The organism is Kineococcus rubinsiae (assembly GCF_011839805.1).
Lineage (GTDB): Bacteria > Actinomycetota > Actinomycetes > Actinomycetales > Kineococcaceae > Kineococcus > Kineococcus rubinsiae.
This window is the reverse complement of the sequence record NZ_VWPY01000029.1, coordinates 1-26,616: the sequence shown is the minus strand read 5'-3', so window position 1 is coordinate 26,616 and position 26,616 is coordinate 1. Positions and strand designations below refer to the sequence as shown.

General features: G+C 76.2%; 27 protein-coding genes. 16 read left to right on the top strand and 11 right to left on the bottom strand.

Features of this window, described 5'->3' with window-relative positions; genetic code table 11:
* Positions 1-2: 2 nt before the first annotated feature.
* Both F1544_RS14275 and F1544_RS14270 read right to left on the bottom strand, forming a co-directional pair.
* Entirely contained in the window at positions 3-2,501 is a 2,499-nt protein-coding gene (locus F1544_RS14275) for a DNA gyrase/topoisomerase IV subunit A (protein ID WP_167586473.1), read from the bottom strand.
* Between the two features lie 28 nt (positions 2,502-2,529).
* Positions 2,530-3,159, bottom strand: a complete 630-nt coding sequence (locus F1544_RS14270; protein ID WP_373368083.1) for a nitroreductase family protein — start codon at positions 3,157-3,159, stop codon at positions 2,530-2,532.
* Positions 3,160-3,213: 54 nt separating this feature from the next.
* On the opposite strand from F1544_RS14270, the gene F1544_RS14265 reads away from it, so the two are divergent.
* From F1544_RS14265 to F1544_RS26405, 5 genes are all read left to right on the top strand, one after another.
* Positions 3,214-5,937, top strand: coding sequence for a bifunctional acetate--CoA ligase family protein/GNAT family N-acetyltransferase (locus F1544_RS14265; RefSeq protein ID WP_167586471.1), 2,724 nt, complete (start codon positions 3,214-3,216; stop codon positions 5,935-5,937).
* Between the two features lie 70 nt (positions 5,938-6,007).
* Complete coding sequence (locus F1544_RS14260) at positions 6,008-6,655, top strand: DUF5998 family protein (RefSeq protein WP_208971888.1); 648 nt, start codon at positions 6,008-6,010, stop codon at positions 6,653-6,655.
* 13 nt (positions 6,656-6,668) lie between these two features.
* On the top strand, positions 6,669-7,847 hold the full coding sequence (locus F1544_RS14255) for an alkaline phosphatase family protein (protein WP_167586469.1): 1,179 nt from the start codon (positions 6,669-6,671) through the stop codon (positions 7,845-7,847).
* 60 nt (positions 7,848-7,907) lie between these two features.
* Complete coding sequence (locus F1544_RS14250) at positions 7,908-8,528, top strand: L-threonylcarbamoyladenylate synthase (RefSeq protein WP_167586467.1); 621 nt, start codon at positions 7,908-7,910, stop codon at positions 8,526-8,528.
* A gap of 172 nt (positions 8,529-8,700) precedes the next feature.
* Positions 8,701-10,563, top strand: a complete 1,863-nt coding sequence (locus F1544_RS26405) for a GAF domain-containing SpoIIE family protein phosphatase (RefSeq protein WP_167586465.1) — start codon at positions 8,701-8,703, stop codon at positions 10,561-10,563.
* Between the two features lie 10 nt (positions 10,564-10,573).
* Here F1544_RS26405 and F1544_RS14240 read toward each other — a convergent pair whose 3' ends face one another.
* On the bottom strand, positions 10,574-10,999 hold the full coding sequence (locus F1544_RS14240; protein WP_167586463.1) for a hypothetical protein: 426 nt from the start codon (positions 10,997-10,999) through the stop codon (positions 10,574-10,576).
* Between the two features lie 44 nt (positions 11,000-11,043).
* Positions 11,044-12,240: a septation protein SepH gene (gene sepH / locus F1544_RS14235; protein ID WP_167586461.1), complete on the bottom strand. Its 1,197-nt coding sequence runs from the start codon at positions 12,238-12,240 to the stop codon at positions 11,044-11,046.
* A 196-nt stretch (positions 12,241-12,436) separates the two neighbouring features.
* On the opposite strand from sepH, the gene F1544_RS14230 reads away from it, so the two are divergent.
* Entirely contained in the window at positions 12,437-13,552 is a 1,116-nt protein-coding gene (locus F1544_RS14230) for a ferrochelatase (protein WP_167586459.1), read from the top strand.
* Entirely contained in the window at positions 13,549-14,403 is an 855-nt protein-coding gene (locus tag F1544_RS14225; RefSeq protein WP_308470082.1) for an inositol monophosphatase family protein, read from the top strand. The genes F1544_RS14230 and F1544_RS14225 overlap by 4 nt, the downstream gene beginning before the upstream one ends.
* Positions 14,404-14,416: 13 nt before the next feature.
* Here F1544_RS14225 and F1544_RS14220 read toward each other — a convergent pair whose 3' ends face one another.
* Positions 14,417-14,746, bottom strand: coding sequence for a hypothetical protein (locus F1544_RS14220; protein ID WP_167586457.1), 330 nt, complete (start codon positions 14,744-14,746; stop codon positions 14,417-14,419).
* A 359-nt stretch (positions 14,747-15,105) separates the two neighbouring features.
* Between F1544_RS14220 and F1544_RS14215 the strand changes: the two genes are divergently transcribed.
* Positions 15,106-15,405: a DUF4193 domain-containing protein gene (locus tag F1544_RS14215; protein WP_167586455.1), complete on the top strand. Its 300-nt coding sequence runs from the start codon at positions 15,106-15,108 to the stop codon at positions 15,403-15,405.
* Positions 15,406-15,458: 53 nt separating this feature from the next.
* On the opposite strand, the gene F1544_RS14210 is transcribed toward F1544_RS14215, so the two are convergent.
* Entirely contained in the window at positions 15,459-15,935 is a 477-nt protein-coding gene (locus tag F1544_RS14210; protein ID WP_167586453.1) for a DUF3093 domain-containing protein, read from the bottom strand.
* 77 nt (positions 15,936-16,012) lie between these two features.
* Here F1544_RS14210 and dut point away from each other — a divergent pair, with 77 nt between their 5' ends.
* Genes dut through F1544_RS14190 form a run of 4 tightly spaced genes read left to right on the top strand, consistent with a single transcriptional unit; the run spans position 16,013 to position 18,542 of the window.
* The gene (gene dut, locus F1544_RS14205) at positions 16,013-16,558 is read left to right on the top strand and encodes a dUTP diphosphatase (protein WP_167586451.1); all 546 of its coding nucleotides are present in this window, start codon (positions 16,013-16,015) and stop codon (positions 16,556-16,558) included.
* The gene (locus F1544_RS14200) at positions 16,555-17,346 is read left to right on the top strand and encodes a DUF3710 domain-containing protein (RefSeq protein WP_167586449.1); all 792 of its coding nucleotides are present in this window, start codon (positions 16,555-16,557) and stop codon (positions 17,344-17,346) included. Before dut ends, F1544_RS14200 begins: the two co-directional genes overlap by 4 nt.
* 60 nt (positions 17,347-17,406) lie before the next feature.
* A complete protein-coding gene (locus F1544_RS14195) occupies positions 17,407-17,799 on the top strand; it encodes an OB-fold nucleic acid binding domain-containing protein (protein ID WP_308470081.1) in 393 nt (130 codons plus the stop codon).
* A complete protein-coding gene (locus F1544_RS14190; protein WP_308470080.1) occupies positions 17,796-18,542 on the top strand; it encodes a DUF3159 domain-containing protein in 747 nt (248 codons plus the stop codon). Before F1544_RS14195 ends, F1544_RS14190 begins: the two co-directional genes overlap by 4 nt.
* 21 nt (positions 18,543-18,563) lie before the next feature.
* On the opposite strand, the gene F1544_RS14185 is transcribed toward F1544_RS14190, so the two are convergent.
* Together F1544_RS14185 and F1544_RS14180 are read right to left on the bottom strand one after the other, a co-directional pair.
* A complete protein-coding gene (locus tag F1544_RS14185) occupies positions 18,564-19,223 on the bottom strand; it encodes a potassium channel family protein (protein WP_167586447.1) in 660 nt (219 codons plus the stop codon).
* Positions 19,223-19,888 carry a potassium channel family protein gene (locus F1544_RS14180; RefSeq protein WP_167586445.1) on the bottom strand — a complete coding sequence of 222 codons (666 nt, stop codon included), beginning with the start codon at positions 19,886-19,888 and terminating at the stop codon, positions 19,223-19,225. Before F1544_RS14180 ends, F1544_RS14185 begins: the two co-directional genes overlap by 1 nt.
* Before the next feature lie 158 nt (positions 19,889-20,046).
* On the opposite strand from F1544_RS14180, the gene F1544_RS23580 reads away from it, so the two are divergent.
* Complete coding sequence (locus F1544_RS23580; protein WP_308470079.1) at positions 20,047-22,098, top strand: APC family permease; 2,052 nt, start codon at positions 20,047-20,049, stop codon at positions 22,096-22,098.
* Entirely contained in the window at positions 22,095-23,486 is a 1,392-nt protein-coding gene (locus F1544_RS23575; protein WP_308470078.1) for a class I SAM-dependent RNA methyltransferase, read from the top strand. The genes F1544_RS23580 and F1544_RS23575 overlap by 4 nt, the downstream gene beginning before the upstream one ends.
* On the opposite strand, the gene F1544_RS14170 is transcribed toward F1544_RS23575, so the two are convergent.
* Both F1544_RS14170 and F1544_RS14165 read right to left on the bottom strand, forming a co-directional pair.
* The gene (locus F1544_RS14170; protein ID WP_167586444.1) at positions 23,483-24,199 is read right to left on the bottom strand and encodes a VOC family protein; all 717 of its coding nucleotides are present in this window, start codon (positions 24,197-24,199) and stop codon (positions 23,483-23,485) included. The genes F1544_RS23575 and F1544_RS14170 overlap by 4 nt on opposite strands.
* A gap of 38 nt (positions 24,200-24,237) precedes the next feature.
* Positions 24,238-25,098, bottom strand: a complete 861-nt coding sequence (locus F1544_RS14165) for a PHP domain-containing protein (RefSeq protein ID WP_208971886.1) — start codon at positions 25,096-25,098, stop codon at positions 24,238-24,240.
* 104 nt (positions 25,099-25,202) lie between these two features.
* Here F1544_RS14165 and F1544_RS14160 point away from each other — a divergent pair, with 104 nt between their 5' ends.
* The gene (locus tag F1544_RS14160; RefSeq protein WP_167586442.1) at positions 25,203-25,661 is read left to right on the top strand and encodes a YbaK/EbsC family protein; all 459 of its coding nucleotides are present in this window, start codon (positions 25,203-25,205) and stop codon (positions 25,659-25,661) included.
* A gap of 10 nt (positions 25,662-25,671) precedes the next feature.
* Positions 25,672-26,187: a GNAT family N-acetyltransferase gene (locus F1544_RS14155; protein WP_308470077.1), complete on the top strand. Its 516-nt coding sequence runs from the start codon at positions 25,672-25,674 to the stop codon at positions 26,185-26,187.
* A 23-nt stretch (positions 26,188-26,210) separates the two neighbouring features.
* On the opposite strand, the gene F1544_RS14150 is transcribed toward F1544_RS14155, so the two are convergent.
* Positions 26,211-26,616, bottom strand: a 406-nt coding sequence (locus F1544_RS14150; protein WP_167586440.1) for an HNH endonuclease, incomplete at its 5' end; no start/stop codon positions are given.

The following is a 26,616-nucleotide window of genomic DNA, read 5'->3' as shown; positions in this document are numbered from 1 at the left end:
GCCTACAGCAGCGGCGGCCCGGCGACCGCGCCCAGCGGCTTGTCCAGCGCCGTGCCGGAGCCGTCGCGCCGGCCCGGGACCTCGGGCAGGGCCACGGCCGTGCCGGTGGGCGTGGCGCCCTCGGCGGGGCCGTGGCCGGCCCACGCCAGCAGCAGGGTGTCCTCCCCGCGGGCGAAGCGGTGGCAGCGCACCCCGCCCGTCCCGCGGCCCTTGGCCGGGTACTCCGACAGCGGCGTGACCTTGGCCGAGCCGAGCTGGGTGCCGGGCAGGGCACCGGAGTCGCCCGCGACCGTGACGACGACGGCCTCGTCGTCCGCGGGGTCGGTGGCGCTCAGCGACACGACGCGGGCGCCGGGGGAGAGGCGGATCCCGGCCATGCCCGCGGCCCCGCGACCCTGCGGCCGCACGAGCGCGGCCGGGAAGCGCAGCAGCTGCGCGTCGGAGGAGACGAGGACGAGGTCCTCCTCGCCCGTGCGCAGCGCGACGGCGCCGACCACCTCGTCCTTCGTGCGGGCCGTGAGGTCCTTCAGGGCGATGACCTCGACCTCGTCGCGGTTGCCGAGGGGTTCCGGCACGACGCGCTTGACGACGCCCGTCGCCGTGGCCAGGGCGAACCCCGGGTCGTCGGGGTCCTCCACGCCCGCCACGGGCAGCGGCACGATCGTCAGGACGCGCTCGTTCTTGGCCAGCGTCACGAACTCGCGGACCGCGACCCCGCCGCCCAGGGCGGGGCGGCCGTTCGTCGAAGGCAGGACCGGCAGCTCCAGGACGGGGACGCGCACGAGGCGCCCGGCCGACGTCAGCACCCCGACGAACCCGCGGGCCGTGGCGGGGGCCGTGGCCGTGACGAGGTCGTGGCGGGTGCGGCGGCCCTCCGTGCCCAGCGGTTCCGTGCCGCCCGTGCGGGCCAGCAGCCCCGACGACGACATCAGCACCGTGCACGGGTCGTCGGCGACCTCCAGCGCGGCGGCCGCGCTGCCCACGGCGCTCGCCCCCGAGGGCCCGCCGGCCGCGAGCAGGACCGTGCGGCGCGGGGTGCCGTGCTCGGCCGCGACGTCGGCGAGCTCGTCGGAGACGATCGTGCGCAGCCGGCCCTCGTCGGAGAGGATCGCGCGCAGCTCCGCGATGTCGGCGTTCAGCTCGGCCTGCTCGCGCTCGAGCTCCAGGCGGGAGAACCGGGTGAGCTGACGCAGCTGCATGTCGAGGATGTAGCGCGCCTGCGTCTCGGACAGGTCGAACACCGCGATGAGCCGCTCGCGCGCCGCGGCCGCGTCGTCGGAGGACCGCACGATCGCGATGACCTCGTCGATGTCGACGATCGCGATGAGCAGCCCGTCGACCAGGTGCAGCCGCTCCTCCTTGCGCCGCAACCGGTACGCGGTGCGGCGGCGGACCACGTCGAGGCGGTGCGCGACGAAGACCTCGAGCAGTTCCTTCAGCCCCAGCGTGCGCGGCTGCCCGTCCACGAGCGCCACGTTGTTGATGCCGAACGACTCCTCCAAGGGCGTCAGCCGGTACAGCTGCTCCAGCACCGCCTCCGGCACGAACCCGTTCTTCACCTCGATCACCAGGTGCAGGCCGCGGTTGCGGTCGGAGAGGTCGACGACGTCGGCGATGCCCTGCAAGCGCTTCGCGGTGACGTTGTCCTTGATCTTCTCCGTCAGCCGCTCGGGGCCGACGCCGTAGGGGAGTTCGGTGACGACGATCCCCTTGCGGCGCGGGGTGATGCTCTCGATCGTCGTCGTCGCCCGCGTGCGGAACGTCCCGCGGCCGCTCTCGTAGGCGTCGCGGATGCCCTCCAGGCCGATGATGCGCCCGCCCGTGGGCAGGTCCGGACCGGGGACGAACCGCATGAGCGCGGGCAGGTCCGCGGCGGGGTTCCTGATCAGGTGCCGCGCCGCGGCCACGACCTCGCCGAGGTTGTGCGGCGGCATGTTCGTGGCCATCCCGACGGCGATGCCCGCAGCCCCGTTAACGAGGAGGTTCGGGAAGGCCGCCGGGAGCACACCGGGCTCGGTGAGGCGGTCGTCGTAGTTCGGGACGAAGTCGACGACGTCCTCGTCCAGGCCCGTCGTCATGAGCAGGGCGGCGGGCGCGGGCCGCGCCTCGGTGTAGCGCTGCGCGGCGGGGCCCGCGTCGAGGGAGCCGAAGTTGCCGTGACCGTCCACGAGCGGCACCCGCATCGTGAACGCCTGCGCCTGGCGCACGAGGGCGTCGTAGATCGCGACGTCGCCGTGGGGGTGGAGCTTGCCCATGACCTCGCCCACGACGCGCGCGGACTTCACGTGACCGCGGTCGGGGCGCAACCCCATGTCCTGCATCATGTACAGGATCCGGCGCTGCACCGGCTTGAGGCCGTCGCGGGCGTCGGGCAGGGCCCGGGAGTAGATGACGGAGTAGGCGTACTCGAGGAACGCCTCCTGCATCTCCTGCTCGACGCCGATGTCCACGATCCGCTCGGGGACGTCGGGCGCGGGCGGGGGAGGAGTCGAGCGGGCCATGCCCGCCAGTCTGCCGTGGCGGCGGGCCTCAGCCGTCCCAGGGCTCGCCGAAGCGGCCGTCGTGCGCGACGTCGGCGAGGGTGCGCCGCACCGTCCGCGACGGGCGCGAGGCCTCGTCCGGGGCCCGGTGGCCCAGGCTGACCGCCGCCACGAAGCGCCGGCCCGCGGGCACACCGAAGGCCGCGCGCAGCCCGTCGTGGGCCGCGGCCGGCACCCCGAACAGGCAGGCGCCGAGGCCCTCGTCGACGGCCGCGAGCAGCAGCAGCAGCGCCGCCATGCCCGTGTCGACGTCCCACCACGGCGTGTCCCAGCTCGCCGCGTCCCGGTCCGGGCCCGGCTTGTCCTTCTCGGCGTAGCGGGCGGCGTAGGCGCCCGGGTCGGCCAGGCAGAGCACGAGCACGGGCGCCGCGCGCATGCCCGTCAGCCACGCGTCCGCGGGGCCGGGGCGGTCGCGCGTCGTCTCGGCCCAGAAGAGCTCGCGCTGGGCGGGGGTGCGCAGCACCAGCAGGTCGCGGCCCGCGCTGGCGCCCGCGGACGGGGCCCGCAGCGCCGCGGCGAGCACGCGCTGCAGCGCCTCGGGCTCCACCGGGCGGCCGGCGTCGTAGCGGCGCACCATCCGTCGGCGGCGCAGGACCTCGTGCAGTTCCACGCGGGCCATCCTCGCGCCGCGGCCTGCCGTCGGGACCGCGGGTGTGCGCACTAGGGTCGGAGCATGGTCCCGCTGCCGTCGGTGGGCTATCCCACGCGGTGGGAAGCCGACGTCGCCCTCCGCGACGGGGGGACGGCGCACGTGCGCCCGATCACCCCCTCCGACATGGACGCCGTCGCCGACTTCCACTCCCGGCAGTCCGAGGAGTCGCGCTACCTGCGCTTCTTCGCCCCCATGCCGCGGCTGTCGCAGCGCGACCTCACGCGCTTCACCACCGTGGACCACGTCGACCGGGTGGCCCTGGTCGCCACCGTCGGCAGCGACATCGTCGGCATCGCCCGCTACGACGCGGCCCCCCCGCGGGCCGGCCGGCCCCGCTCGGCCGAGGTGGCCTTCAACATCTCCGACGCCCACCAGGGCCGCGGCCTGGGCTCCGTCCTGCTGGAGCACCTGGCCGCCGCGGCCCGCGAGCGCGGTGTGCGGCGCTTCACGGCCGACGTCCTGCCGCAGAACGCCAAGATGATCGGCGTCTTCCGCGAGGCCGGCTTCGAGGTGCGCCACGGCTACTCCGACGGCGTCCTGGAGGTGTCCTTCGACATCGACCCGACCGAGCGCTCGATGGACGTCATGCGGGCCCGCGAGCAGCGCGCCGAGGCGCGCAGCATGGTGGCGCTGCTCTCGCCGTCCTCGGTGGTCGTCGTGGGCGCCAGCCGCACCGTGGGCTCCGTGGGGCACCGGCTGCTCGCCGACCTGGTCTCGGGCGGCTTCCGGGGCGAGGTGCACGCCGTCAACGTCGACGCGGGCGCCGACGGCACCGCGGACGTCCTGCTGGGCGTCCCCGTCGTGCGCTCGGTCCGCGACCTGCCCGGCCCGGTCGACCTGGCCGTCGTGGCCGTGCCGCCCGCCGCGGTCGTCGAGGCCGTGCGCGACTGCGCGGCCCAGGGCGTGCGCGGGCTCGTCGTCGTCTCCAGCGGCTTCGCCGAGACGGGCGCGGAGGGCCTGGCCCGCCAGCGCGAGATGGTCCGCATCGCCCGCGCCAACGGCATGCGCGTGGTGGGGCCGAACTCCTTCGGCGTCATCAACACCGACCCCGCCGTGCGCCTGAACGCCTCCCTGCACCAGGAGATGCCGCCCGCCGGCCGCTTCGGGCTGTTCAGCCAGTCCGGCGCCCTCGCCGTCACGGTGCTGACCTCGGTGCAGCGGCGCGGGCTGGGGCTGTCGTCGTTCGTCTCGGCCGGCAACCGCGCCGACGTCTCCGGCAACGACTGCATGCAGTACTGGATGGACGACGACGCCACGGCCGTCGTCGGGCTCTACCTGGAGAGCGTCGGCAACCCCCGCAAGTTCAGCCGGGTCGCCCGCGCGCTGTCGCGCCGCAAGCCCGTCGTCGTCGTGAAGTCCGGGGCCTCGGGCTTCGGCGTCCCGCCCGGGCACGCCGTGCGCGCGTCGCGGGTGCCGTTCGAGGCCGTCGACAGCATGCTCCGCCAGGCCGGCGTCATCCGCGTCGAGAACGTCCACCAGCTCTTCGACGTCTCCCAGGTCGCGGTGCAGCAGCCGCTGCCCGCCGGGTCGCGCGTCGCGATCGTCGGCAACTCCGACGCCCTGGGCACCCTCGCGGCCGACGCGTGCGTCAGCTGGCACCTGCAGGTCGTCCACGGGCCCACCGCCGTGCACCCCGAGGCGGGTGTGGAGGAGTTCACAGCCGCGCTGGCCGAGGCCTACGCCGACCCCGACGTCGACGCGGTCGTGGCGAGCTGGATGCCGCCGACCGCCACGCTGGACGCGGCCGCCGCGGTCGCCGAGGCCGTGGCGCGCACCGCCGGGGCCGGCGGGAAGACGACCGTGACGTGCTTCCTCGGCGCCCGCAGCATCACCTCGGCCACCTCCGTCGAGACGAGCGCGACGCCCGGGGGCGCGGAGCGGGCGCCGCGCACCACGGTCGTGCCGAGCTTCCCGACGCCCGAGGACGCCGTGCGGGCGCTGGCCGCCGTCGTCCGCTACGCCGAGTGGCGCCGCCGCGACGCGGGCCACCTCGCGGCCCCCGCGGGCATGGACCTGCCCGGGGCCCGCGCCGTGGTCGAGGAGGCGCTGGCCGAGCACCCCGACGGCGTCTGCCTCAGCGGCCCCGCGACGGCCCGCCTGCTCGCGGCCGCGGGCATCCCCCTGCTGCCGCGCGCCGAGGTGACCGAGGTCGAGGAGGCCGTCGCCGCGGCCGAGCGGCTCGGCTGGCCCGTCGCGCTGAAGACCGTGGGCGAGGAGCTCGCCGGCCGGCAGGACCTGCGCGGCGTGCGCCTGGGCCTCGCCACGCCCGACGCGCTGCGCTCGGCCATGCTCGAGATGCGCGAGGCGCTGGGCGCCAACGCGTGCACCCTCGCGGTGCAGACCATGGTCGGCCTGGGCGTCGCGTGCCAGGTCCGCAGCACCGAGGACCCGCTGTTCGGGCCCGTCGTCAGCTTCGGCGTCGAGGGCGACCCCATCGACCTCATGGGCGACATCGGCTACCGCATCCCGCCCCTGACCGAGGTCGACGTCGCCGACCTGGTCCGCTCGGTCAAGGCCGCGCCCAAGCTGTTCGGCCACCGCGGGGCGCCGCCGCTGGACGTGGACGCGCTCGAGGACGTCGTGGCCCGGGTCGCCGTGCTCGCCGACGCCGTCCCCGAGGTCGCCGAGCTGCGGCTGGCGCCCGTGCTGGTCGCCGAGCGCGGCGCGACCGTCCTCGACGCCGTGGTCCAGCTCGCTGCCTCCCAGAGCCGCACGGACCCGGACCGCCGCACCCTGCCCAGCTGACCGCCCCCAGCGGAACGTGGCCGCGGGCGCCGCGGTGCCGAGGAGTCCGCGGGTGCGGGAGGATGGGCAGATGCGCGAGCGCACCTCCCCCCGGCGCACCCCCGCCGGGCACGACACCAGCCCGGAGACCGACGGCACCGTGGACACCCCGCAGGACCTGCCCCCGCTGCTGCTCACCGACCTCGAGCGCGCCGGGTACTACCCGCAGCTCGTCGCGGACTGCCTGCGCACGGTGATGGCGGGGGAGGGCGTCCAGGCCCACCTCGTGCACCCCGAGACGACGTTCGACGCCAACGAGGTCCGCCGCCACGTCACGGTCCTCGTCACCACGCCCACGCGCCTCGTCGTCGCCCACGCCGACGACCACGGCCCCGACGAGGGCGCCACCGAGCCGTACGCCGTCTGCTCCACGGAGTCCGTGGCGCTGCACCGCGTCCACTCCGTCGTCGTCTCGCAGGTCGTCGCGCGCCCCGCGGACCACCGCCCCGGCACCCTGCCGGGCGAGGTCAGCCTGACCCTGGGCTGGGGCGCCCTGCACCGCGTCGACCTCGAGCCCGCCTCGTGCGCCGACCCCGACTGCGAGGCCGACCACGGCTACACCGGCTCCCTGACCGGGGACGACCTGACCGTGCGCATCGCCGGTGCCGCCGAGGGCACGGACGCCGTCGCGGCCGCCCTGGAGTTCGCGCGGGCGCTGTCCGCCGTCACGACGCGCTGAGCGCGCGCCCCGCATGACTCCCGACGCGTCCCCGCCCCCCGACGTGGCCGGTGAGTTCCCGGCCCCGCCCTACGGCGTCGACAGCCTCGCCGACGTCCTGCCCGCCGCCGCCCGCGCGCTGGGCGTCGCGCACTTCGCCGACCCCGGGACGTCCACGCTGGACCTGCCCGCCGCCGACCGCGTGTGCGTGCTGCTGGTCGACGGCATGGGCGACGAGGCGCTCGCGGGCCGCTCGGGGCACGCGCCGACCATGCGCCGCTGGCGCGCCGACGGGCGCCACCGCCGCATCACCGCGGGCTTCCCGACGACGACGGCCACGAGCATGGGGCTGCTGGGCACGGGCCTGCCGCCCGGCGGCCACGGCCTCGTCGGCTACGAGGTCCTCGACCCGGACCGCGACGCGCTGCTCAACGAGCTCGCCTGGGACCCGGCCGTCGACCCCCGCCGCTGGCAGCCGCACACCACGGTGTTCCAGCACGCGGTCGCGGCCGGCGTCGAGGTCGTCCGCGTCGCGCCGCCGCACTTCAACGGTTCCGGGCTGACCGAGGCCGCGCTGCGCGGGGGCCGGTTCTCGGGGACCCCCGACCGCCTCGACGCGCGCGTCGACGCTGCCGTGACGGCCGTGCGCTCCAGCCGCCGCAGCCTCACCTACGTCTACTGGGGCGCGCTGGACAAGACCGGCCACGCCGACGGGGTGGGTTCCTGGCAGTGGGGCGAGGAGCTCGGGCGCGTGGACGCGGCCGTCGGGGAACTCTCCCGGCGCCTGCCGCGGGGAACCCTCCTGCTCGTCACGGCCGACCACGGCATGGTCGACGTCCCGCTCACCGGGCGCACCGACCTCGCCGCGGAACCCGAACTGCGCGCGGGCGTGCGTCACGCCGGCGGGGAACCCCGCGTGCTGCAGCTCTACTGCGAACCCGGTGCGGCGCAGCAGGTCGCGGCGACGTGGCGGGCGCGCCTCGGCCACTCCGCGCACGTCGTGCTGCGGGCCGGGGCCATCGAGCAGGGCTGGTTCGGACCCGTCGAGGCGCGCGTCGCCGACCGCATCGGCGACGTCCTCGTCGTCATGCGGGAACTCACGGCCGTCGTGGACTCGGCGCGCATGCGGCCCGAGGCGCTGCGGCTGCTGGGCCAGCACGGGGCCCTCACCGACGCCGAGCGCCACGTCCCCCTGTTCAGCGTCCTGCTCTGAGCGCCGCCCGGCGCGGGTTCCGGTCGGCCGGTCCGCCCGGCAGCTCGTAGGCTCCCCGCCATGGCCCGGTACTTCGACGTCCACCCCCGCGACCCGCAGCCGCGCAGCATCGCGCAGGTCGTGCGGATGCTGCGCGAGGACGCGCTCATCGCCTACCCCACGGACTCCTGCTACGCCCTCGGCTGCCGCCTGGACAGCCCCGACGGGGCCGAGCGCATCCGCCGGCTGCGCCGCCTCGACGACAAGCACCACTTCACGCTGGTGTGCGCGGAGTTCGCGCAGCTGGGGCAGTTCGTGCACCTGGACAACGCCGCGTTCCGCGCCATCAAGGCCGCGACGCCGAACCCGTACACGTTCATCCTCCCGGCCACCAAGGAGGTCCCGAAGCGGCTGGCGCACGGGAAGCTGAAGACGGTCGGCGTCCGCATCCCCGACCACCCCGTGGTGCGGGCGCTGCTGCGCGAGCTCGGGGAGCCGCTGCTGTCGAGCACCCTGCTGCTGCCGGAGCACGAGGAGGCCATGACCGACGGCTGGCAGATCAAGGAGGAGCTCGACCACCAGGTGGACGCCGTCCTGGACGCGGGGGACTGCGGCACCGTGCCGACGACCGTCGTCGACTGGTCCGAGGGCTACCCCGAGGTCGTGCGCGTCGGCGCGGGGGACCCGTCGCGCTTCGAGTGAGGCGTCCACCCGTCCGCCGACCCACGGCCACCGATCGGGCGCGACTCGCCGCGAACGCGCCCGAGGTGGCCCCGGAGGTGGTGTGATCACCCCTGGTGCTCCAGCAGCGGGCACCCGGGACCGGCACGCACGCCGGGACCGGCTCCGGCCGGTGCACGAGGAGCAGTGGCACGTGGGTGGACCGCAGGCGGGACGGGCGAGCGCGGACCCGGCCTTCGACCTCTTCACCCGGCTCGTGCGGGCCGCGCTCGGGGTGCCCGTCGCGCTCGTCACGCTCGTCGACGACGACGAGCAGGTCCTGCCGGGGTCCAGCGGCCTGGCCCAGCCGTGGCAGAGCATGCGGGCCACGCCCCTCACCCACTCGGTGTGCCGCCACGTCGTGGAGACCGGGCAGGCGCTCGTCGTGCAGGACACGCGCGAGGAGCCGCTGCTCGCGGGCCACCTCGCCGTCGCGGACCTGAGCGTCATCGCCTACGCCGGGATGCCCCTGCGCGACGGCTCCGGGCGCGTCGTCGGGTCCCTCTGCGCCATCGACACCGCACCGCGCGACTGGTCGCTGGCGGAGCTCTCCCTGCTCGCCGACCTCGCCGAGGCCTGCTCGCGCCAGCTCGTGGTCGCGGGGTCCGGGGCCGTGGTGGAGGTCCAGGCCACCGAGGTCCCGGGCGCAGGTGTCCCGGCCACTGAGGTCCCGGCCGCAGAGGTCCCGACTGCGAGGTCCGCCGAGCGCGACCGCCGCCGCGACCGCCTGCTGCTGAGCCTCTCCGAGGCGGTCGCCGCCGCGGAGGACGTCGAGTCCCTCGTGCGGACCGTCTCCGCCGTCGCGGCCGTCGAGCTGGGCGCCGGCGCGGTGTGCGTGCTCGCGCCCGACGCGGGCCGCCGGCTGCGGCTGCTCGGCCCCGCCGCGGGCGCCGGTGCGGCCTCGCCCCCGGCCGACGTCCTGGCCCGCGCGATGCGCACCGGCCGCTTCACCTTCGTCGAGGGCACGTCGGGTGCCCCGGGTGCGGGGGACCCGGCCGCGTCGGCCGTCCTGCCGCTGGTCGCCGGCGGGGGCCCCACGAGCGCCGCGGTGGGCGTCCTAGCGCTCAGCTGGCCCGCGCCGCGGCGCTTCTCCGACGAGGACCGCTCCGTCATGGTCGCGCTGGCCCGCTACGCCGCGCAGTCGCTGCAGCGCCTGCAGCTGCTCGCCGAGCGGCGCGAGGTGGCCCGGGTCCTGCAGGACGCGATGCTCACCCGGCTGCCGCAGCCGGACCACCTGGAGCTGCGGGCGCGCTACGTGCCCGCCGTGCGGGGCGAGCAGGTCGGCGGCGACTGGTACGACGCCGTCGTCCTGCCCGGCGGCTCGCTCAGCCTCGCGATCGGCGACGTCACCGGCCACGACGTGCACGCGGCCGCCTACATGGGCCAGCTGCGCAACGTGCTGCGCACCCTGGCCCTCGACGACGGCGCGGACCCCGCGGAGGTCGTGCAGCGCCTGGACCAGGCGATCCCGGCCCTGCGCATCGACACGCTGGCCACCGCCGTGTTCGGCCGGATCGAGCAGGACGGCGAGGAGCGCCGCGAGGGCCTGCGGCGCTTCCACCACGCGAACGCGGGGCACCTCCCGCCGCTGCTGCTGCACCCCGACGGGCACGCCGAGCTGCTGTCCCACCGCCCCGAGCTGCTCCTGGGCCTGGCCGCGGAGACCCCGCGGACCAGCCACACCCACGACCTGCCGCCCGGCTCGACGCTGCTGCTGTTCACCGACGGCCTCATCGAGCGCCGCGACCGGCCGCTCAGCCGCGGCCTGGACGAGCTCCTCGCGGCGGCCGGCCGGCACCGGGAGCTGCCGCTCGCGGAGTTCCTCGACGCCCTGGTCACCGAGCTCGTCGGCGACCGGCCGCTGGACGACTGCGCGCTCATCGCCGTGCGCCTGCACCCCGAGGAGGCTCCCCGCCCCGCGGAGGCGGGCCCGGAGCACCTCGGCGGCGGAGCGCTGCTGCCCGGCCCCTCGCAGGTGGCGGGCGGGGTCCTGCCGCCGCACCCCGCCGAGGGCTGAGCGGCCCCGCTCAGCCGTCGAGGTCGGCGAGCCGCCGGGCGAGGAGGTCGCTCAGGTCGATCGCCTCGCCGTCGCGCGCGCCGCGACCGACCTGCAGCGGCGGGTCGGCGGGCTCGAGGCGGACCCCGCGCAGCAGCCCGGCGAGCGAGCGGGGCACCCCGAGGAGGTAGAACGCGCCGTCGACGTCGACGCCGAGGGAGCCGTCGCGGCGCAGGTACCAGCCGGTGAGGCCCGTGCGGTAGCGGCGGCCCTGGGCCGAGGCCAGCAGCGGCTCGGGCTCGATCCCGCGCCGGCGCACCTCGGCGACGAAGCCGTCGAGCAGCTCCCGGGCCTGCGCGACGTCGCGCCGGCGGGCCCGGTCGGCCGCCGCCGCGTGGGCGTCCGCGGCCTCGCGGCGACGGCGGCGCCAGACCTCGCCGTCCGCGTCCGCGCTCACGTCGGGTCCTCGCTCACGCCGGGTCCTCGCCCACGCCGGTACCGCTAGTCCTTCTTGGTGCCGAACATGATCTCGTCCCAGCTCGGGACGCTCGGCCGCTTGCCCGCGGCGGGGGTCCCGCCCGGGCGGCGGGCGGAGCGGTTCCGCTTGCGGGGCGCGGGCTTCGGCGCGTCCGTCGGGGCCTCCTCCGGGGCGTCCTGGACCGGCCCCGGGACCTCCGCGGCGGCCTCCCGGACGCCGTGGTCCGCGTCCGCGACCACGTCGTCCGGCACCTCGCCGGGGGCGTCCTCGACGCCGGACGCGGCCGGCTCGACCGAGGACGCGGCCGGCTCGGCCGGAAGCGCGGGCACGCTCGCGGGGGCGGGCAGGACGGTCGTGTCGGGGTGCTCGTGCGGTGCCGAGGCGGCCGGGTGGGCCGGCGGCGGGTCGGCGAGCAGCGCGTCCACGCGCAGCGTCCCGACCTCCCCGCCGTCCGCGTCCTCGTCGTCCTCGGGGACGGGCACGGGACCGCGCACGCCGCGCTGCGCGTCCAGGGCGTCCAGCAGGTCGTCGGTGCGGTCCGCGGCGGAGCGGACCCCGCCGTCGGCCTCGACGTCGTAGACCCGCTCGCCCACCGGGCGGGCGCTGTCGCCGACGATGCTGACCAGGCGCCGCGAGGGCAGGGGGCCGGGCTCGGCCGGCTCCTCCTCGGACAGCCAGCGCGCCTCGTCGTCGGAGGCCGAGAGCCCCTTGGAGGAGGGGTCGAAGGCCCAGCGCGCGAGGCGGCCGCGACCGCCGGCCACGAACTCCACCTGCACGGTCCACGCGCCGTCCTCCTCGCGCCACGCGTCCCAGCGCGCGCCCTCGGGGTCCACGGCGCGCGCGGTCAGCCGCGAGACGACGAGCTCCTCCAGCGAGCCGGCACCGGCACCGCGGCCATAGGGGGCGCGGCGGGCCATCCCCGAGACGTGGGCGCGCTCGGCGAGGACGGGGCCCTCGTAGCGGCGCACGTGCTCCAGCGTCAGGCCGCCGGCCTCGGCGACCTCCTCGGCGGACTCGCCGGCGCGGATGCGGGCCTGGATGTCGCGGGGCCGCAGCTGCGCCGACATCTGGATCTGCAGCTGGCCCAGCCGGGCCCGGTCGCGGCGCACGGCCGCGCGCAGCGCCTCGTCCACCCGCAGGCGGTAGCGCGTGCCGTCCCCGGCGGCCAGCACCACGTGCTCACCGTCGTCGTGCACCCCGACGAGCCTCAGGTCCTGCATGGCGAGCGCCCTCCCAGCGGTGTCGTCGCACTCGCCCGGTCGGCGGCGCGGAGTCGGCCCAGCGGGCACCTTCCCACGCGCTCCACTCTGCCACCTCGCCGCGACGCGCTCCCCGCGGAGCGCGGTGTCGCCGTTCTCACGTCGCGCGGCGCGACCCAGGCGCGCCGGGTGCCCGCCGCTGGGGGAGGATGCGCAGGTGAGCGACGCGAGCCCGTACGACGCCCTGCTGCTGCTGTCCTTCGGTGGTCCGGAGGGACCCGACGACGTCATGCCGTTCCTGGAGAACGTGACGCGCGGCCGGGGCATCCCGCGCGAGCGGCTCGCCTCCGTGGCCGAGCACTACCTGCACTTCGGTGGCAAGAGCCCCATCAACGACCAGAACCGCGCCCTGCTGCAGGCGCTGCGGACCGAGATGGACGGCCGGGGGCTCGGCGAGCTGCCGCTGCTGTGGGGCAACCGCAACTGGGACCCCTTCCTGACCGACACGCTGCGCGCCGCCCACGAGGCCGGCGCTCGCCGCGTCCTGACCGTCTTCACCAGCGCCTACTCCTCCTACTCCGGCTGCCGGCAGTACCGCGAGGACCTCGCCAAGTCGCTCGCGGAGCTCGCCGAGGAGGGCCGCTTCCTCGAGGTCGACAAGGTCCGGCACTACTACAACCACCCGGCCTTCACCGCGGTGAACGCCGAGGCGGTCGCCGCGGCCCTGCTGGAGCTGCCGGAGGAGCTGCGCGCGGGCGCGCGCACGGTGTTCGTGACGCACTCGATCCCCGACGCCATGAACGACGTCTCGGGCGCCGACGGCGGCGCCTACGTGCGCCAGCACCTGTCGGTGGCCCGCGAGGTCGCCCGCCAGGTCTCCGCGAGCACCGGCACCGAGCAGGCCTGGGACCTCGCCTACTGCTCCCGCTCGGGCCCGCCGACGCAGCCCTGGCTCGAGCCCGACGTCAACGACCACCTCCGGGCGCTGCACGCCGAGGGCGTCCCCGCGGTCGTCGTCGCCCCCATCGGCTTCGTCTCCGACCACATGGAGGTGAAGTTCGACCTCGACACCGAGGCCGCCGAGACCGCGACGGAGATCGGGCTGCCGTTCGCCCGGGCCGCCACCGTCGGCACCGCCGAGCCCTTCGTGCGCGGCCTCGTCGACCTGGTCGAGGAGCGGGCCGCGATGGCGCGCGGCGAGCAGGTCGAGCGCCCCGTGTCCGGCGACCTGCCGCCCTCGCACGTCGTCTGCCCGGTCGGGTGCTGCCGCAACCTGCGCGCCGACCTGGCGGCGGCGACGGGTGAGGACTACCGCCCCCCGGTGCAGGTGTGACGGCGGACGCGGCCGCCGCGGCGCCGGTGGCGCCCGACGGCACCGCCCTGCGGGAGCTGCTGGCGCTCGCCGAGCGCACGGCCCGCGAGGCCGGCGCGCTCATCCACGACGGCCGCCCCAGCCGCGTCGAGGTCGCCGCGACCAAGAGCAGCCCCACGGACGTCGTCACGGCCATGGACACCGCGTCGGAGGCGCTGATCCTCGAGCGGCTCACCGCGGCCCGCCCGCAGGACGGCTTCCTCGGCGAGGAGACCGGCCACCGCGCGGGCACCAGCGGCCTCACGTGGGTCGTCGACCCCATCGACGGCACCGTGAACTACCTCTACGGCATCCGCGCCTACGCCGTGAGCATCGCCCTGGTCCTCGACCCGGTGCGCGGTGCCTCCGAGCCGGACCCGGCGAGCTGGCAGCCCCTGGTGGGCTGCGTGCACGACCCGGCGGGGGCGGAGACCTGGACGGCCGTGCGCGGCGGCGGGGCCCACCTCGACGGGCGGGCGCTGCACGCCGAGGACGGGCCCGAGCTCGCGGGCGCGCTGGTGGCGACCGGCTTCGGCTACGACGCGGCCCGCCGCGCCGAGCAGGCGGCGGTCGTGGCGCGGCTGCTGCCGCGCGTGCGCGACCTGCGGCGCATCGGGACGGCGTCGCTCGACCTGTGCGCGGTCGCCGCGGGTCGGGTGGACGCCTACTACGAGCGCGGGCTGAAGCCCTGGGACTTCGCGGCGGCCCTGCTGGTGGCCACCGAGGCCGGCGCGGTCGTCACCGGGTTCACCGGCGGGGCCCCGGGCGGCGAGGGGCTGCTGGCCGCGGGCCCGGCCCTGCACCCCGAGGTGCTGGCCGCGCTCGCGTCCTGACGCCCGAGGGGGCTCAGGCCTCCTGCGGGGCGCGCGGCTCGGTGAGGTCGACGACCACGGGGCGGGCCGCCGACGGGGCGCGGCGCTGCTCGAGGTAGGCCGCGGTGTCGGGGAGCAGGACGTCGTGCGCCTCGGCGAGGCGCAGCAGGCCCTCCAGCTCGGACAGGAGGGCGTCGGCGAGGTCCTCCTCGCCCTCCTCGACGGCCGAGTCGGCCTGGGTGCGGGTCCGCAGGACCCGTTCGCTGAGCTGGGCCACGAAGGCGGGCGGGGCGGTGGTGCTGCGGTTCTCGCTGCGGACGTCGGGCGACGTCTCGAGCACGGTCTCCGACCGGGGCACGGACACGGGGCACCTCCTCGGACAGCGGCGCTCTCGAACCTGCTCCGCTGGTCGCGGGCGGTTCCTCGGCGCGTGGACGAGGGGAGACTACGGCCCGCCGGGGCCGCGACCAACTCACCCGGTGTCGCTGTGGACGAGCGGCACCCGGACGGTCCAGCGCGTCCCGGCCGCCGCCGCGCGCCGCGCCCCGGTTCGTGCTCTCCGCGCCGGTAGGGCACGATGCGTGCTCCTTGGACGCGCGGTCGAACGGCTCGTGGCGCCCCGGGCATGGAACCGGAGTCTCCAGCGTTGCTCCGGCGCACCGGTTCGGCTGAGGACCAGCCGGACGGACGACGACACCAGATCTCGGAGTGTGAGGCAGGGTCATGGCGACCGACTACGACGCACCGCGCAAGACGGACGACGAGCTGAACGAGGACTCCCTGGAGGAGCTCAAGGCGCGTCGCACGGACAAGAGCTCCGGCGCGGTCGACGAGGACGAGACGGAGGCGGCCGAGGGCTTCGAGCTGCCCGGGGCGGACCTCTCCAACGAGGAGCTCTCCGTCCGCGTGCTGCCCCGTCAGCAGGACGAGTTCACGTGCACCAGCTGCTTCCTGGTCGTGCACCGCAGCCAGCTGCGGGAGTCGGCGAGCGGGCAGATGATCTGCACCGACTGCGCCGCCTGAGGCGCCCGGCCGGCACGTCCGGCCGCGAGCACGACGAGGCCGTCACCTGCGCGTCAGGTGGCGGCCTTCGTCGTCTCCGCCGCGGCGCGCAGGGCGGCGGCCAGGCGCTCCGGGTGGCGCGTGGAGACCATCCAGTACGGCGTGGGGTCGTGCGGGTCGGTCAGGTGGATGCGCACGGCCGAGGGGACCCACGAGCGGATGGCCAGGTGGGCCCGGGCGTCCAGCTGCGGGCCCAGCGCCGCGCGCCGCTCCGCCGCGGGGACGGGGTCGACGGCACCGATGACGGCCACGGGCAGCCGCGCGCGCCCGACCTGGAAGACGCCGTCGGCGAGGCGGGTGCGCCAGCTCAGGCTGGCCAGGCACGCGAGGGTCACGACGGCGGCCACGACGGCCCCCACCGCCGCGGCGCGGTAGCCGAAGACGGGGAGCGGGACGAGCCACCCGGCGACGACCAGCGGCACGCAGGAGAACCACGTCGTCACCGCGGGCCACCAGCGTTCGGTTCCGTCCCAGGCGGGTGCGCCGTCCATGGGGCCAGCGTCTCACGCCGCTCCGGGCCCGGGCGGCGGCGGCTGTTCCCCGGACCCCGGCGGTAGTGTCCGTGTCCGTGACCCTCCGCACCGCTGCCGGAGCCCCGGAGCTCGAGGTCCCCGCGGTCCTCGGCGCCGGAGCGGACCTGCCGGCCTACGCCCACCCCGGTGACGCGGGCGCCGACCTGACGACGCGCGTCGACGTCACCCTCGGGCCGGGGGAGCGGGCGACCGTGCCGACGGGGGTCTCGATCGCGCTCCCCGACGGCTGCGCGGCCTTCGTGGTCCCGCGCTCCGGGCTCGCGGCCCGCCTCGGGCTCACGGTCCTGAACTCCCCGGGCACCGTCGACGCGGGCTACCGCGGCGAGGTGCGCGTCACCCTGCTCAACACCGACCGCAGCGCGGCCGTGGAGCTGCGCGCGGGCGACCGCATCGCGCAGCTCGTCGTCCAGCGCGTCGAGCGCGTGCGGTTCGTGCCCGTCGAGGACCTCGAGGAGTCCGTGCGCGGCACCGGTGGCCACGGCAGCACCGGCGGCGCCGGCGCCCTCGCGGGCGGCCCGCCTCCCACCTCCTCCACCACGCCTCCCACCTCGTCCACCACTCCTCCTGGGGGCCCGCAGTGAGCCTGTTCCGACGCCGCAAGAGCGCCGACGACGACACGACGCCGGAGACCGCGGTCCCCGCGGACGGCGCCGACGAGACCACCGACGCCCCGGCTGCGTCCGCGACCACCGACGACGCGCCCGCGGAGGTCGCCCCCGCGGCGCCCGTGGCCGTCGACCGGTCCGCTGGTCCCTTCGACGCCTCCGAGGTCGAGCTCCCCGACGGCCGGCTGGCCCTCGGCGCGCTGCGCCTCGCGGGCCGCGAGGGCATGGAGCTGCGCTTCGAGGTCGAGGAGGGCACCCAGCGGGTCATCGCCGTGACCGTCGGCATCGACGGCTCGACCGTGCAGCTGCAGGTCTTCGCCGCGCCGCGCACCTTCGGCGTCTGGGACGAGATCCGCGGCGAGATCGCCACGGCCGTCGCGGCGCAGGGCGGGACGGCCGACGAGGTGCCGGGCACCTTCGGCGCCGAGCTGCTGTGCCGGCTGCCCGTGCGCACCGAGGACGGCCGCACGGCCCACCAGCCGACCCGGTTCGCGGGCGTCGACGGTCCCCGGTGGTTCCTGCGCGCCGTCTTCGCGGGTCACGCGGCCCACGACGCCGCGGCCGCCGCCCCCCTGGAGGAGGTCGTGCGCGGCGTCGTCGTCGTGCGCGGCGAGGACGCCATGGCGCCGCGCGAGCTCCTGCCCCTGGCGCTGCCCGAGATGGCGCAGGCGCCGCAGGAGGCGCCCGCGGACGCCGCCGAGGGCGCCGGCCGCGACGACCTGGACCCCTTCGAGCGGGGCCCGGAGATCACCGAGGTCCGCTGAGCGGGTGGGCATCTCCGGGCCGCGCCCCACGGGGCGCCCGGGCGGCCTAGGCTGGACCCCGTGACGAAGTCTGGCGTCCTGAGCACACCGCTGTGGCGACGCGCGTTGGCGCGCTTCACCGCCTCGGAGTCCGACCTCGCGGCTGAGGAGGCGCAGGAGGAGGCCGTCCGCCAGGGCGCCCTGCCCTGCGACGCGGTCGCCTCGCGGACCAAGGCCTGCGTGTGCGGCACCCTCCGGTCGGTCACGCTGCGCCCGCGCGGCGGGGTCCCGGCGCTGGAGGCGGAGCTGTTCGACGGCTCCGGCAGCGTCTCGCTCGTGTGGCTCGGCCGGCGGCGCATCGCGGGCATCGAGGCCGGTCGCCGCGTGAAGGCCCGCGGGTTCGTGGCCGACGACGACGGCCAGCGGATCATCTTCAACCCGATCTACGAGCTGATCGCGCCGGACGGCGCGTGACGCTCGAGGACCCCGCCGCCGGCCTGCAGCCGGCGTCGCCCGCCCTCCCGGCCGCCCCCGGCCAGCCCGTGCCCACCACGGTCGAGGAGGTCGTCCGGCAGCGCCTGTCGCTCGCCCTCGGCGGCTGGCGCGGGCTTCTGGACTCCGCCGCGCCCGCCCTGGCCTTCCTCATCACCTGGATCGCCACGTCCGACCTGTGGGCCTCGGTGGGCGCGTCGGGCGCCGTCCTGCTCGTCGCCCTCGTCGTCCGGGTCGCGCGGCGCGAGACGCTGCAGCACGCGCTCGGCGGCATCGTCGCGACCGCGGTCGCCGCGTTCATCGCCTCCCGCACGGGCCGCGCCGAGGACGTGTTCCTCCCCGGGATCCTGCTCAACGGGGCCCTCGCGGTCGTGTTCGCGGCCTCCATGCTGGCGCGCTGGCCCGTGGTGGGCTTCCTCGTCGGCGCGGTCACCGAGGACCCGACGGGCTGGCGGCGCGACCGCGGGGTGGTGCACCTGTGCCAGCGCCTCACCGGCCTGCTGCTGGCGGGGTACGTCATCCGCGTCGCGGTGCAGCTGCCCCTCTACCTCAGCGGGAGCACGACCTGGCTGGCGGCGAGCAAGCTCGTGCTCGGCTGGCCGCTGCTCGTGCTGGGCGTCGCCGTGGCGAGCCTGGTCCTGCTGCGCGGCCGCACGCCGCTGCAGGACTCCTCGCTGCAGCGCTCCCCGCAGCAGCCGGACGACGCGGGCGCCCGGGACGCCTGAGCGTCCCGGGCCCCGCGCCGGTCAGGCCTTGCCGAGCAGCGTCCGCAGGGCGGCCTCGGCGTCGGGGGAGCTGAGGAACATCAGGTGGTCCCCGGCCTCGAGCTGGTCGTCCGGGCTGGGCGCGATCGGCCGGTCGTCGCGCACGATCGCCACCAGCACGGTGTCGCCGGGCAGCTCCACCTCGCCCACGGTGCGGCCCAGCACGGGGCTGGACTCCTCGAGGGTGAACTCGGCCATCCAGGTCTGACCCTGCTGGAAGGTGAACAGCCGCACCAGCTCCCCGACGCTGACGGCCTCCTCGACCAGCGCCGTCATGAGCCGTGGCGTCGAGACGGCGACGTCGACGCCCCACGCCTCGTCGAACAGCCACTCGTTCTTGGGGTTGTTGACGCGCGCGACGGTGCGGGGGACCCCGTACTCCGTCTTGGCCAGCAGCGACACGACGAGGTTCGCCTTGTCGTCGCCCGTCGCGGCCACGACGACGTCGCAGTCGGCGAGCTCGGCCTCGTCGAGGCTGGAGATCTCGCAGGCGTCCGCGAGCAGCCACTGGGCGTCGGGGACGCTGGAGATCTTCATGGCCGCGGGCGAGCGGTCGACGAGCAGGACGCGGTGGCCGTTGCCCAGCAGCTCGCGGGCGATGGAGCGCCCGACGATGCCGGCGCCGGCGATGACGACGCGCATCAGGCGTCACCCGCCGGGGCCGCGGCCAGCACGGCGATGGCCCGCTGGGAGCGCTCGTCCTCGACGACGACGTGCACGAGGTCACCCTCCTGGTGGACCGTCCCCTTGGTGGGGACGATGCCCGTCCCCAGCCGGGTGATGTAGGCGATCCGGCCGCCGGTGGCGGCCTCGAGCTCCCTCAGCGGGCGCCCCACCCACTCGGGGTGCACGGGGGCCTCGAGCAGGACGACCTTGCCGCTGGCGTCGCGGAACTGCGACAGCGCGCCCTCGGGCACCAGGCGCCGCAGCACCTGGTCGGCCGTCCAGCGCACGGTGGCGATCGTGGGGATGCCGAGGCGCTCGTAGACCTCGGCGCGGCCCGGGTCGTAGATGCGGGCCACGACGGTCTGCACGCCGAACTTCTCGCGCGCGACGCGCGCGGCGATGATGTTGGAGTTGTCGCCCGAGGAGACGGCCGCGAAGGCGTCCGCCTCGTGGATGCCCGCCTCGACCAGCGTGTCGTGGTCGAAGCCGACGCCCGTCACGCGGCGCCCCTCGAAGCCGGGGCCGAGCCGGCGGAAGGCGTCGGCGTCCTGGTCGACCACCGCCACGCTGTGCCCGCGCTGCTCCACGGTGAGGGCCAGGGTCGAGCCGACCCGCCCGCAACCCATGATCACGAAGTGCACGTCCGCTCCGGTCCTGTCGCCGTCCCGTCCCCTCCCGCGCTGGCGGCGGGAGGCGGACCGTTCGCGGCGACGCTACCGCTCCCGCCCCCGGGGCCGCGGGACGACCACCCGTGCGGTGTGGGCCCCCGGACCGCTGCGCGGACGTAGCATTGCCAGACGTGCCCTCCCTGACAGACGCGGCCAAGCGGCTGCTGGTCGGACGTCCCTTCCGCAGCGAGAAGCTGTCCGAGACGCTCCTGCCGAAGCGCATCGCTCTGCCCGTCTTCGCCTCCGACGCCCTGAGCTCGGTCGCGTACGCGCCCGACGAGATCTTCCTGACCCTCTCGATCGCCGGGATCGCGGCCTACGCCTTCTCGCCGTGGATCACCCTGGCGGTCGTGGCGGTCATGCTCGTCGTGGTCACGTCCTACCGCCAGAACGTGCACGCCTACCCCTCGGGCGGCGGAGACTACGAGGTCGCCACCGTCAACCTGGGGCCCAACGCGGGGCTCACGGTCGGCAGTGCGCTGCTCGTGGACTACGTCCTGACGGTCGCGGTGTCGATCTCCTCCGGCGCCCAGTACGCGGCGGCCGCCATCCCGGCCCTGCGCGGGCACGAGGCGGTCTTCGCCGCGGCGCTCGTGGTACTGCTCATGACGGTCAACCTGCGGGGGCTGAAGGAGAGCGGCGCGGCCTTCGCCATCCCGACCTACATCTTCATGGCCTCGATCCTCGGCATGGCGCTGTGGGGCTTCGGCCGCTACTTCTTCGGGGACCTCCCGCAGGCGCCCAGCGCGGACCTGACGCTGTCCGGGGAGCGGGACTTCACGGGCGGCTTCACGAGCATCGCCGGGGCGTTCCTCATCCTGCGGGCCTTCTCCTCCGGCGCCGCGGCCCTGACCGGCGTCGAGGCGATCAGCAACGGCGTGCCGGCGTTCCAGAAGCCCAAGAGCAAGAACGCGGCCACGACGCTGCTGCTGCTCGGTCTGGTCGCCGTGACGATGCTGTTCAGCGTCATCACCCTGGCCAACCTCACCCACGTGCGGTTCGCGGAGGACCCGGCGACGCAGCTCCTGCGCGGCGGGGCGCCGGTGGGCGACAGCTACGTGCAGGACCCGATCATCGGCCAGCTCGCGGCGTCGATCTTCGACCACTTCCCGATCGCGTTCTACGTCGTGACCGCCGCCACCGGCGTCATCCTGGTGCTGGCCGCGAACACCGCGTTCAACGGCTTCCCCGTGCTGGCCTCGATCCTGGCGCGCGACGGGTTCCTGCCCAAGCAGCTGCACACGCGCGGGGACCGGCTGGCGTTCTCCAACGGGATCATCGCCCTCGCGGGCACCGCGGTCGTCCTGATCCTCGCCTTCGACGCCGAGGTCACCCGCCTCATCCAGCTCTACATCGTCGGCGTCTTCGTGTCCTTCGTCATGAGCCAGACCGGGATGATCCGGCACTGGACGCGGCACCTGCGCGACGAGACCGACCGCGGCACGCGGCAGCGCATGAAGCGCTCGCGCGTCATCAACTCCGTCGGCCTGGGCATGACGGCCCTCGTGCTGGTCATCGTCCTGCTGACCAAGTTCACCCAGGGCGCGTGGATCGCGATCCTCGCCATGGCCGTCGTGTTCGTGAACATGAAGCTCATCCGGCGCCACTACCGCCGCGTCAGCGCCGAGCTGGAGATCCCCGAGGAGCGCAGCGCGAAGGCCCTGCCGACCGGGGTGCGGGGCGTGGTGCTGGTCTCCAAGCTGCACAAGCCGACCCTGCGGGCACTGGCGTACGCGCGGGCCGCGCGGCCCACCGAGCTGCAGGCCGTCACGGTGGCCGTGGAGCCCGAGGAGACCGCGGCGCTGCAGACGCGCTGGGAGGCCATGAACCTGCCCATCCCGCTGACGGTGCTGGACTCGCCGTACCGCGAGATCACCAAGCCCGTCGTGGAGCACGTGAAGTCGCTGCGCAGGCGCTACCCGCGCGACCTCGTCGTGGTCTACGTGCCCGAGTACGTCGTCGGGCACTGGTGGGAGACGCTCCTGCACAACCAGTCGGCGCTGCGGCTGAAGGCGCGGCTGCGCTACACGCCGGGGGTGATGGTCGCCAGCGTCCCGTGGCAGCTCACCAGCTCCGCGGGCCAGGAGGAGCGCATCGAGCGCGCCGCCCCGGGCCTCGTGCGCCGCGGCACCTTCGGTCCCTCGCCCACCGACCACCCCGACAACCCCGAGGACCACCGGTGACCCGTTCCGCGCAGCCCGCCGCCCGAGGCGTCACCCGCCGCCGCCAGACCCGCCCGACCCGCGACCTGGGGCCCGACGCCGCCGGCACCGAGCTGGAGGTCGAGGTCGGCCCCGTCGCGCACGGCGGGCACTGCGTCGCCCGCCACGAGGGTCGCGTGATCTTCGTGCGCCACGCCCTGCCGGGCGAGCGCGTCGTGGCCCGCGTCACCGAGGGTGCCGAGGGGGCGTCGTTCTGGCGCGCCGACGCCGTGCGCGTCCTGCGCGCGGACCCCGACCGCGTGGAGCCCGCCTGCCCGGTCGCCAAGCCCGGGATGTGCGGCGGCTGCGACTTCCAGCACGCGACCGGCCCCCGCCAGCGCGGGCTGAAGGCCGACGTCGTCGCGGAGCAGCTGCGCCGCCTCGCGGGCCTGGACCTGCGCGTCGAGGTCGAGCCCGTGCCGTTCGAGGCGGGGGGCCGCGAGGACGGGTTGCGCTGGCGCACCCGCACCCAGTTCGCCATCGACGCCGAGGGCCGCCCCGGCCTGCGCGGGCACCGCTCGCACGACGTCGTCCCGCTGGACGACTGCCCGATCAGCGCCGAGGGCGTCGTCGCCAGCGGCGTCCTCGCCGAGCACTGGGGCAACGTCGAGGCGCTGGAGGTGGCCAGCGGGTCCGACGACGGGCCGCCGCTGGTCGTCGTCCTGCCCTCCGCCGGCCGGCACCCCCGCATGCCCAAGCTGCCCGACGCCTCGATCGCCGTGCGCCGCGCCGACGGCACGCTGGAGCGCCGCTCGGGACGCACGTGGGTCGGCGAGCGCGTCGCCGTCGGCGGGGAGGAGCTCAGCTTCCGCGTCGGGGGCGCCGGCTTCTGGCAGGTCCACCGCGGCGCCGCGTCCACGCTGTCCGAGGCGGTCCTCGCGGCGCTGCAGCCGCGCGAGGGCGAGCGGGCCCTGGACCTCTACGCGGGCGCCGGCCTGTTCACGGCCGTCCTCGCGCGCGCCGTCGGGCCGGACGGGGCCGTGCTGGCCGTGGAGAGCGAGGAGCGGGCCGTGCGCGACGCGCGCCGCTCGCTGCACGGCCTGGACCACGTCGGCCTGCGGGCCGAGCGGGTCGAGGACGTCCTCGCCACCGCGACCGAGGACCTCGGCAGCGCCGACCTCGTCGTGCTGGACCCGCCGCGCTCGGGGGCCGGGCGGGCCGTCGTGGACGGCATCGCGGCGCTCGCGCCCCGCGTCGTCGCCTACGTGGCGTGCGACCCGGCGGCGCTCGCGCGCGACATCGCGTTCTTCGCCGAGCGCCGCTACGTGCTGGACGGCCTGCGGGCCTTCGACCTCTTCCCCCAGACCCACCACGTCGAGTGCGTCGCGCGCCTCGTGCCGCGCGAGGACGCGCCGGAGGCGTCCGCCTAGGACGCGGGACCGGCGGCGAGGGAGAACTCGCCGCCGTCGGGGTCCACGAGCACGACGACGGCCTCGCCGGCGCCATCCCCGTCGCGGACCGTCGCGCCGAGCGCGACGAGGCGGTCCACCTCAGCGTCGAGGTCGCCGCCGGTGACGCCGAGCTCGAACCGCCGCCCGTCCGGGCCGCTCCGCATGGCGACGGGTGGCCCGCCCCACGCGACCTTCGTGCCGCCGCGCGGGTGCTGGACCGCGGTCTCGCCGTCCTCGTCCCACACGAGCGGCCAGTCCAGCGCCGAGGCCCAGAACAGGCCGACCTCGCGGGTGCCGTCGCAGGCCAGCTCGCCGAGGGGGCCGCACCCCGCCAGGAAGGTGCTGCCGGGGCCGGTGACGCAGAACTCGTCGCCCTCGGCGTCGGCGAGCACGACGTGCGCCTCCTCGGGCCGCTGCCCGACGTCCAGGGGCGTCGCGCCGAGCCGCAGCGCCCGTTCCACCGTCCGCTCCTGGTCAGCCGGGCTGCTGCTCGTGACGTGCAGGTGGACGCGGTGCGGCCCCGTCCGCGGCCGCCCCGGGACGAAGCGCAGGGACACCTGGGTGTCCCCGCCGCGCAGCAGGACCCCGCTCGCGTCGTCCACGGGCGCGCGGTCCAGCAGGGCGCCCCAGAAGGCCGCGGCACGCCGCGGGTCACGGGCATCGAGGCGCAGGGCGAGGAGTCGGCAGGCCACCCGGGCACGGTAGGCCCGGCCCTGCCCTGCACCGGTTTTCAGGCTCGCGCCCAGAGGGCCGTCGGGTCGGCCGCGGGGCGGAACCCCGTCGCCTCGACCGCGGCCGCGACGTCGCGGAAGCCCCGCGCCAGCTCACCCGGGCTGTGGGCGTCGCTGCCGAAGGCGACCGCCCGGCCTCCGCTCTCGCGCCACCACCGGACCAGGCGCACGTCCATCGGCAGCGACGTGTTCACCTCCAGGGCTCGTCCCGAGGCGGCGAGGACCGCGAGCACGGAGCGGACCTGCTCCTCCAGCTCGGCCCACGGCAGGGGCCCGGCGTCGGCCGGCCAGTGCCGCAGCGGGTAGTCGACGTGCCCGAGGACGTCGAACGGCGCGTCGCTCGCAGCCATCGCCCCGACCTCGTCGAGGTAGGCGCGGACGACCTCGAGCGCGGGCCGCTGCGCGTACCCGGTGGCGGCCTCGACGTGGCCGCCGGGTTCCCGGAGGTCGCCGAGGGTGTGGATCGAGCCGACCACCCGGTCGAAGCCCCGACTCAGGAGGTCGCGGACCTCGTCGGGGTACCAGTGCCCTTCCGACAGCTCGATCCCGCACCGGACGAGCAGGCCGGGGAAGCGGGCCCGGCAGCGCTCGACGGACTCCCGGTAGGCGTCCACCTCGAGCGCGGCACCGAGGAAGCGCCCGTGCCCGTCGATGCTGCCGCGGACCCCGTCCGGCCAGGTCCAGCCGCCCGGCGGGGCGTTCCACGCGGTGAGGTCGACGTGCTCGGTGAAGGAGATCGCCGGCAGGCCGAGGGCGACCGCCCGCTCGCACGTCGCCTCCATGTCGCCCGCGACGGCGTCCCAGGAGAACCGCGAGTGCACGTGGTCGTCGGCGGGCAGGCCGGTGGGTTGGGGTGGCACGTGCAGCATCGTGGCGAGCACCGGCGCCCCTGTCACCCCCGCGGCCGTGGTGCACTGGCGTCGACCGCCGCGCCCGGGCGGCGGCCGGCGCAGGAGGGACCGACGTGAGCACCGAACGAGTGCAGGAGTTCCTGGACGTCCACGCGCCCGGCGTGCGGGTCGTCCACGCGGACGCGGACACCTCGACGGTCCCTGCGGCCGCGGCCGCCCTCGGGGTGGAGCCGGGGCAGATCGCCAAGACGCTCGCGCTGCGGGCGGGGGAGCGCACGCTGCTCGTCGTGGCCAGCGGGGACGCCCGGCTCGACAACGCGAAGTTCAAGGCGCGCTTCGGCAGCAAGCCGCGGATGCTGCCGGCCGCGGAGACCGAGGCGCTGACCGGCCAGCCCGTCGGCGGGGTGTCGCCCTTCGGCCACCCCAGCCCGCTGGACGTGTTCTGCGACGAGTCGCTGCGCGGCTTCGACGTCGTCTACCCCGCGGCGGGCAGCCCCGCGAGCGCGGTCCGGCTGACGCCCGCGCACCTGCTGGAGCTGGCCGGCGCCACCTGGGTCGACGTCACCCGCTGACGGAGCGACCGTGTTGCGCATCCGCCCCGCTGAATCCCGGGACCTCCCACGCCTGCAGGACGTCGAGCGGGCGGCTGGAGCCGCCTTCCGGGACCTCGGCATGGTCGCCGTCGCCGAGGACGACCCGCCGACGCTCGAGGAGCTGGACGCCTACCGGGTCCGCGGGCGGGCGTGGGTGGTCAGCGGTGAGGACGACGTGGCCGTCGGCTACCTGCTGCTGGACGTCGTCGACGGCGCGGCCCACGTCGAGCAGGTGTCGGTGGACCCGGCCTGCGCCCGTCGGGGGCTGGGCCGGGAACTGCTCGACACCGCGGCCCGCTGGGCGCTGGGGAAGGGCTTCGCGGCGATGACGCTGACCACGTTTGCGGACGTGCCGTGGAACGCGCCCTACTACGCCCGGCTGGGCTTCACCGTGGTCCCGGACGCCGAGGCCGGGCCGGAGCTGCGGGCGGTGCGCCGCCACGAACGCGACCTGGGCCTGGACGCGTGGCCTCGTGTCAGCATGCGACGCCCGCTCGGGCCCTGACGGGAACGCCCGGTGACCTCGGGTCAGGCGGCGAGGTCGAGGCGCCGGCGCAGGTCCGCCTCGATCCCCGATGCGTACGGCTCGGCGGGCAGCACGGGGTGCCCGAGCACCGGTGGCGGCGAACTTCCGTACCGATGGCCGGTCGGAGTGGTCAGCGTGGTGGTTCCGGTCTCGGGGTCTCGGGTGGAGCGGAACCCGGGGAGTTCCTTGGTGTGGTTGCACGCCTCGCACAGTCCCTGCCCGTTCGCGGCGGTGGTGAGGCCGCCGCGGGCGTGGGGTCGGACGTGGTCGAGGTGGCGGATCGGGGCATCGCAGAACGGGGTCGCGCAGCGCTGGTCGCGGGCCCGCAGGAACTCGGCCAGGCCGGCGGGGAAGACGCGCTGGCGGGACTCCAGCGCGACCAGCTGCGAGCTGTCGGGGGCGGTGAAC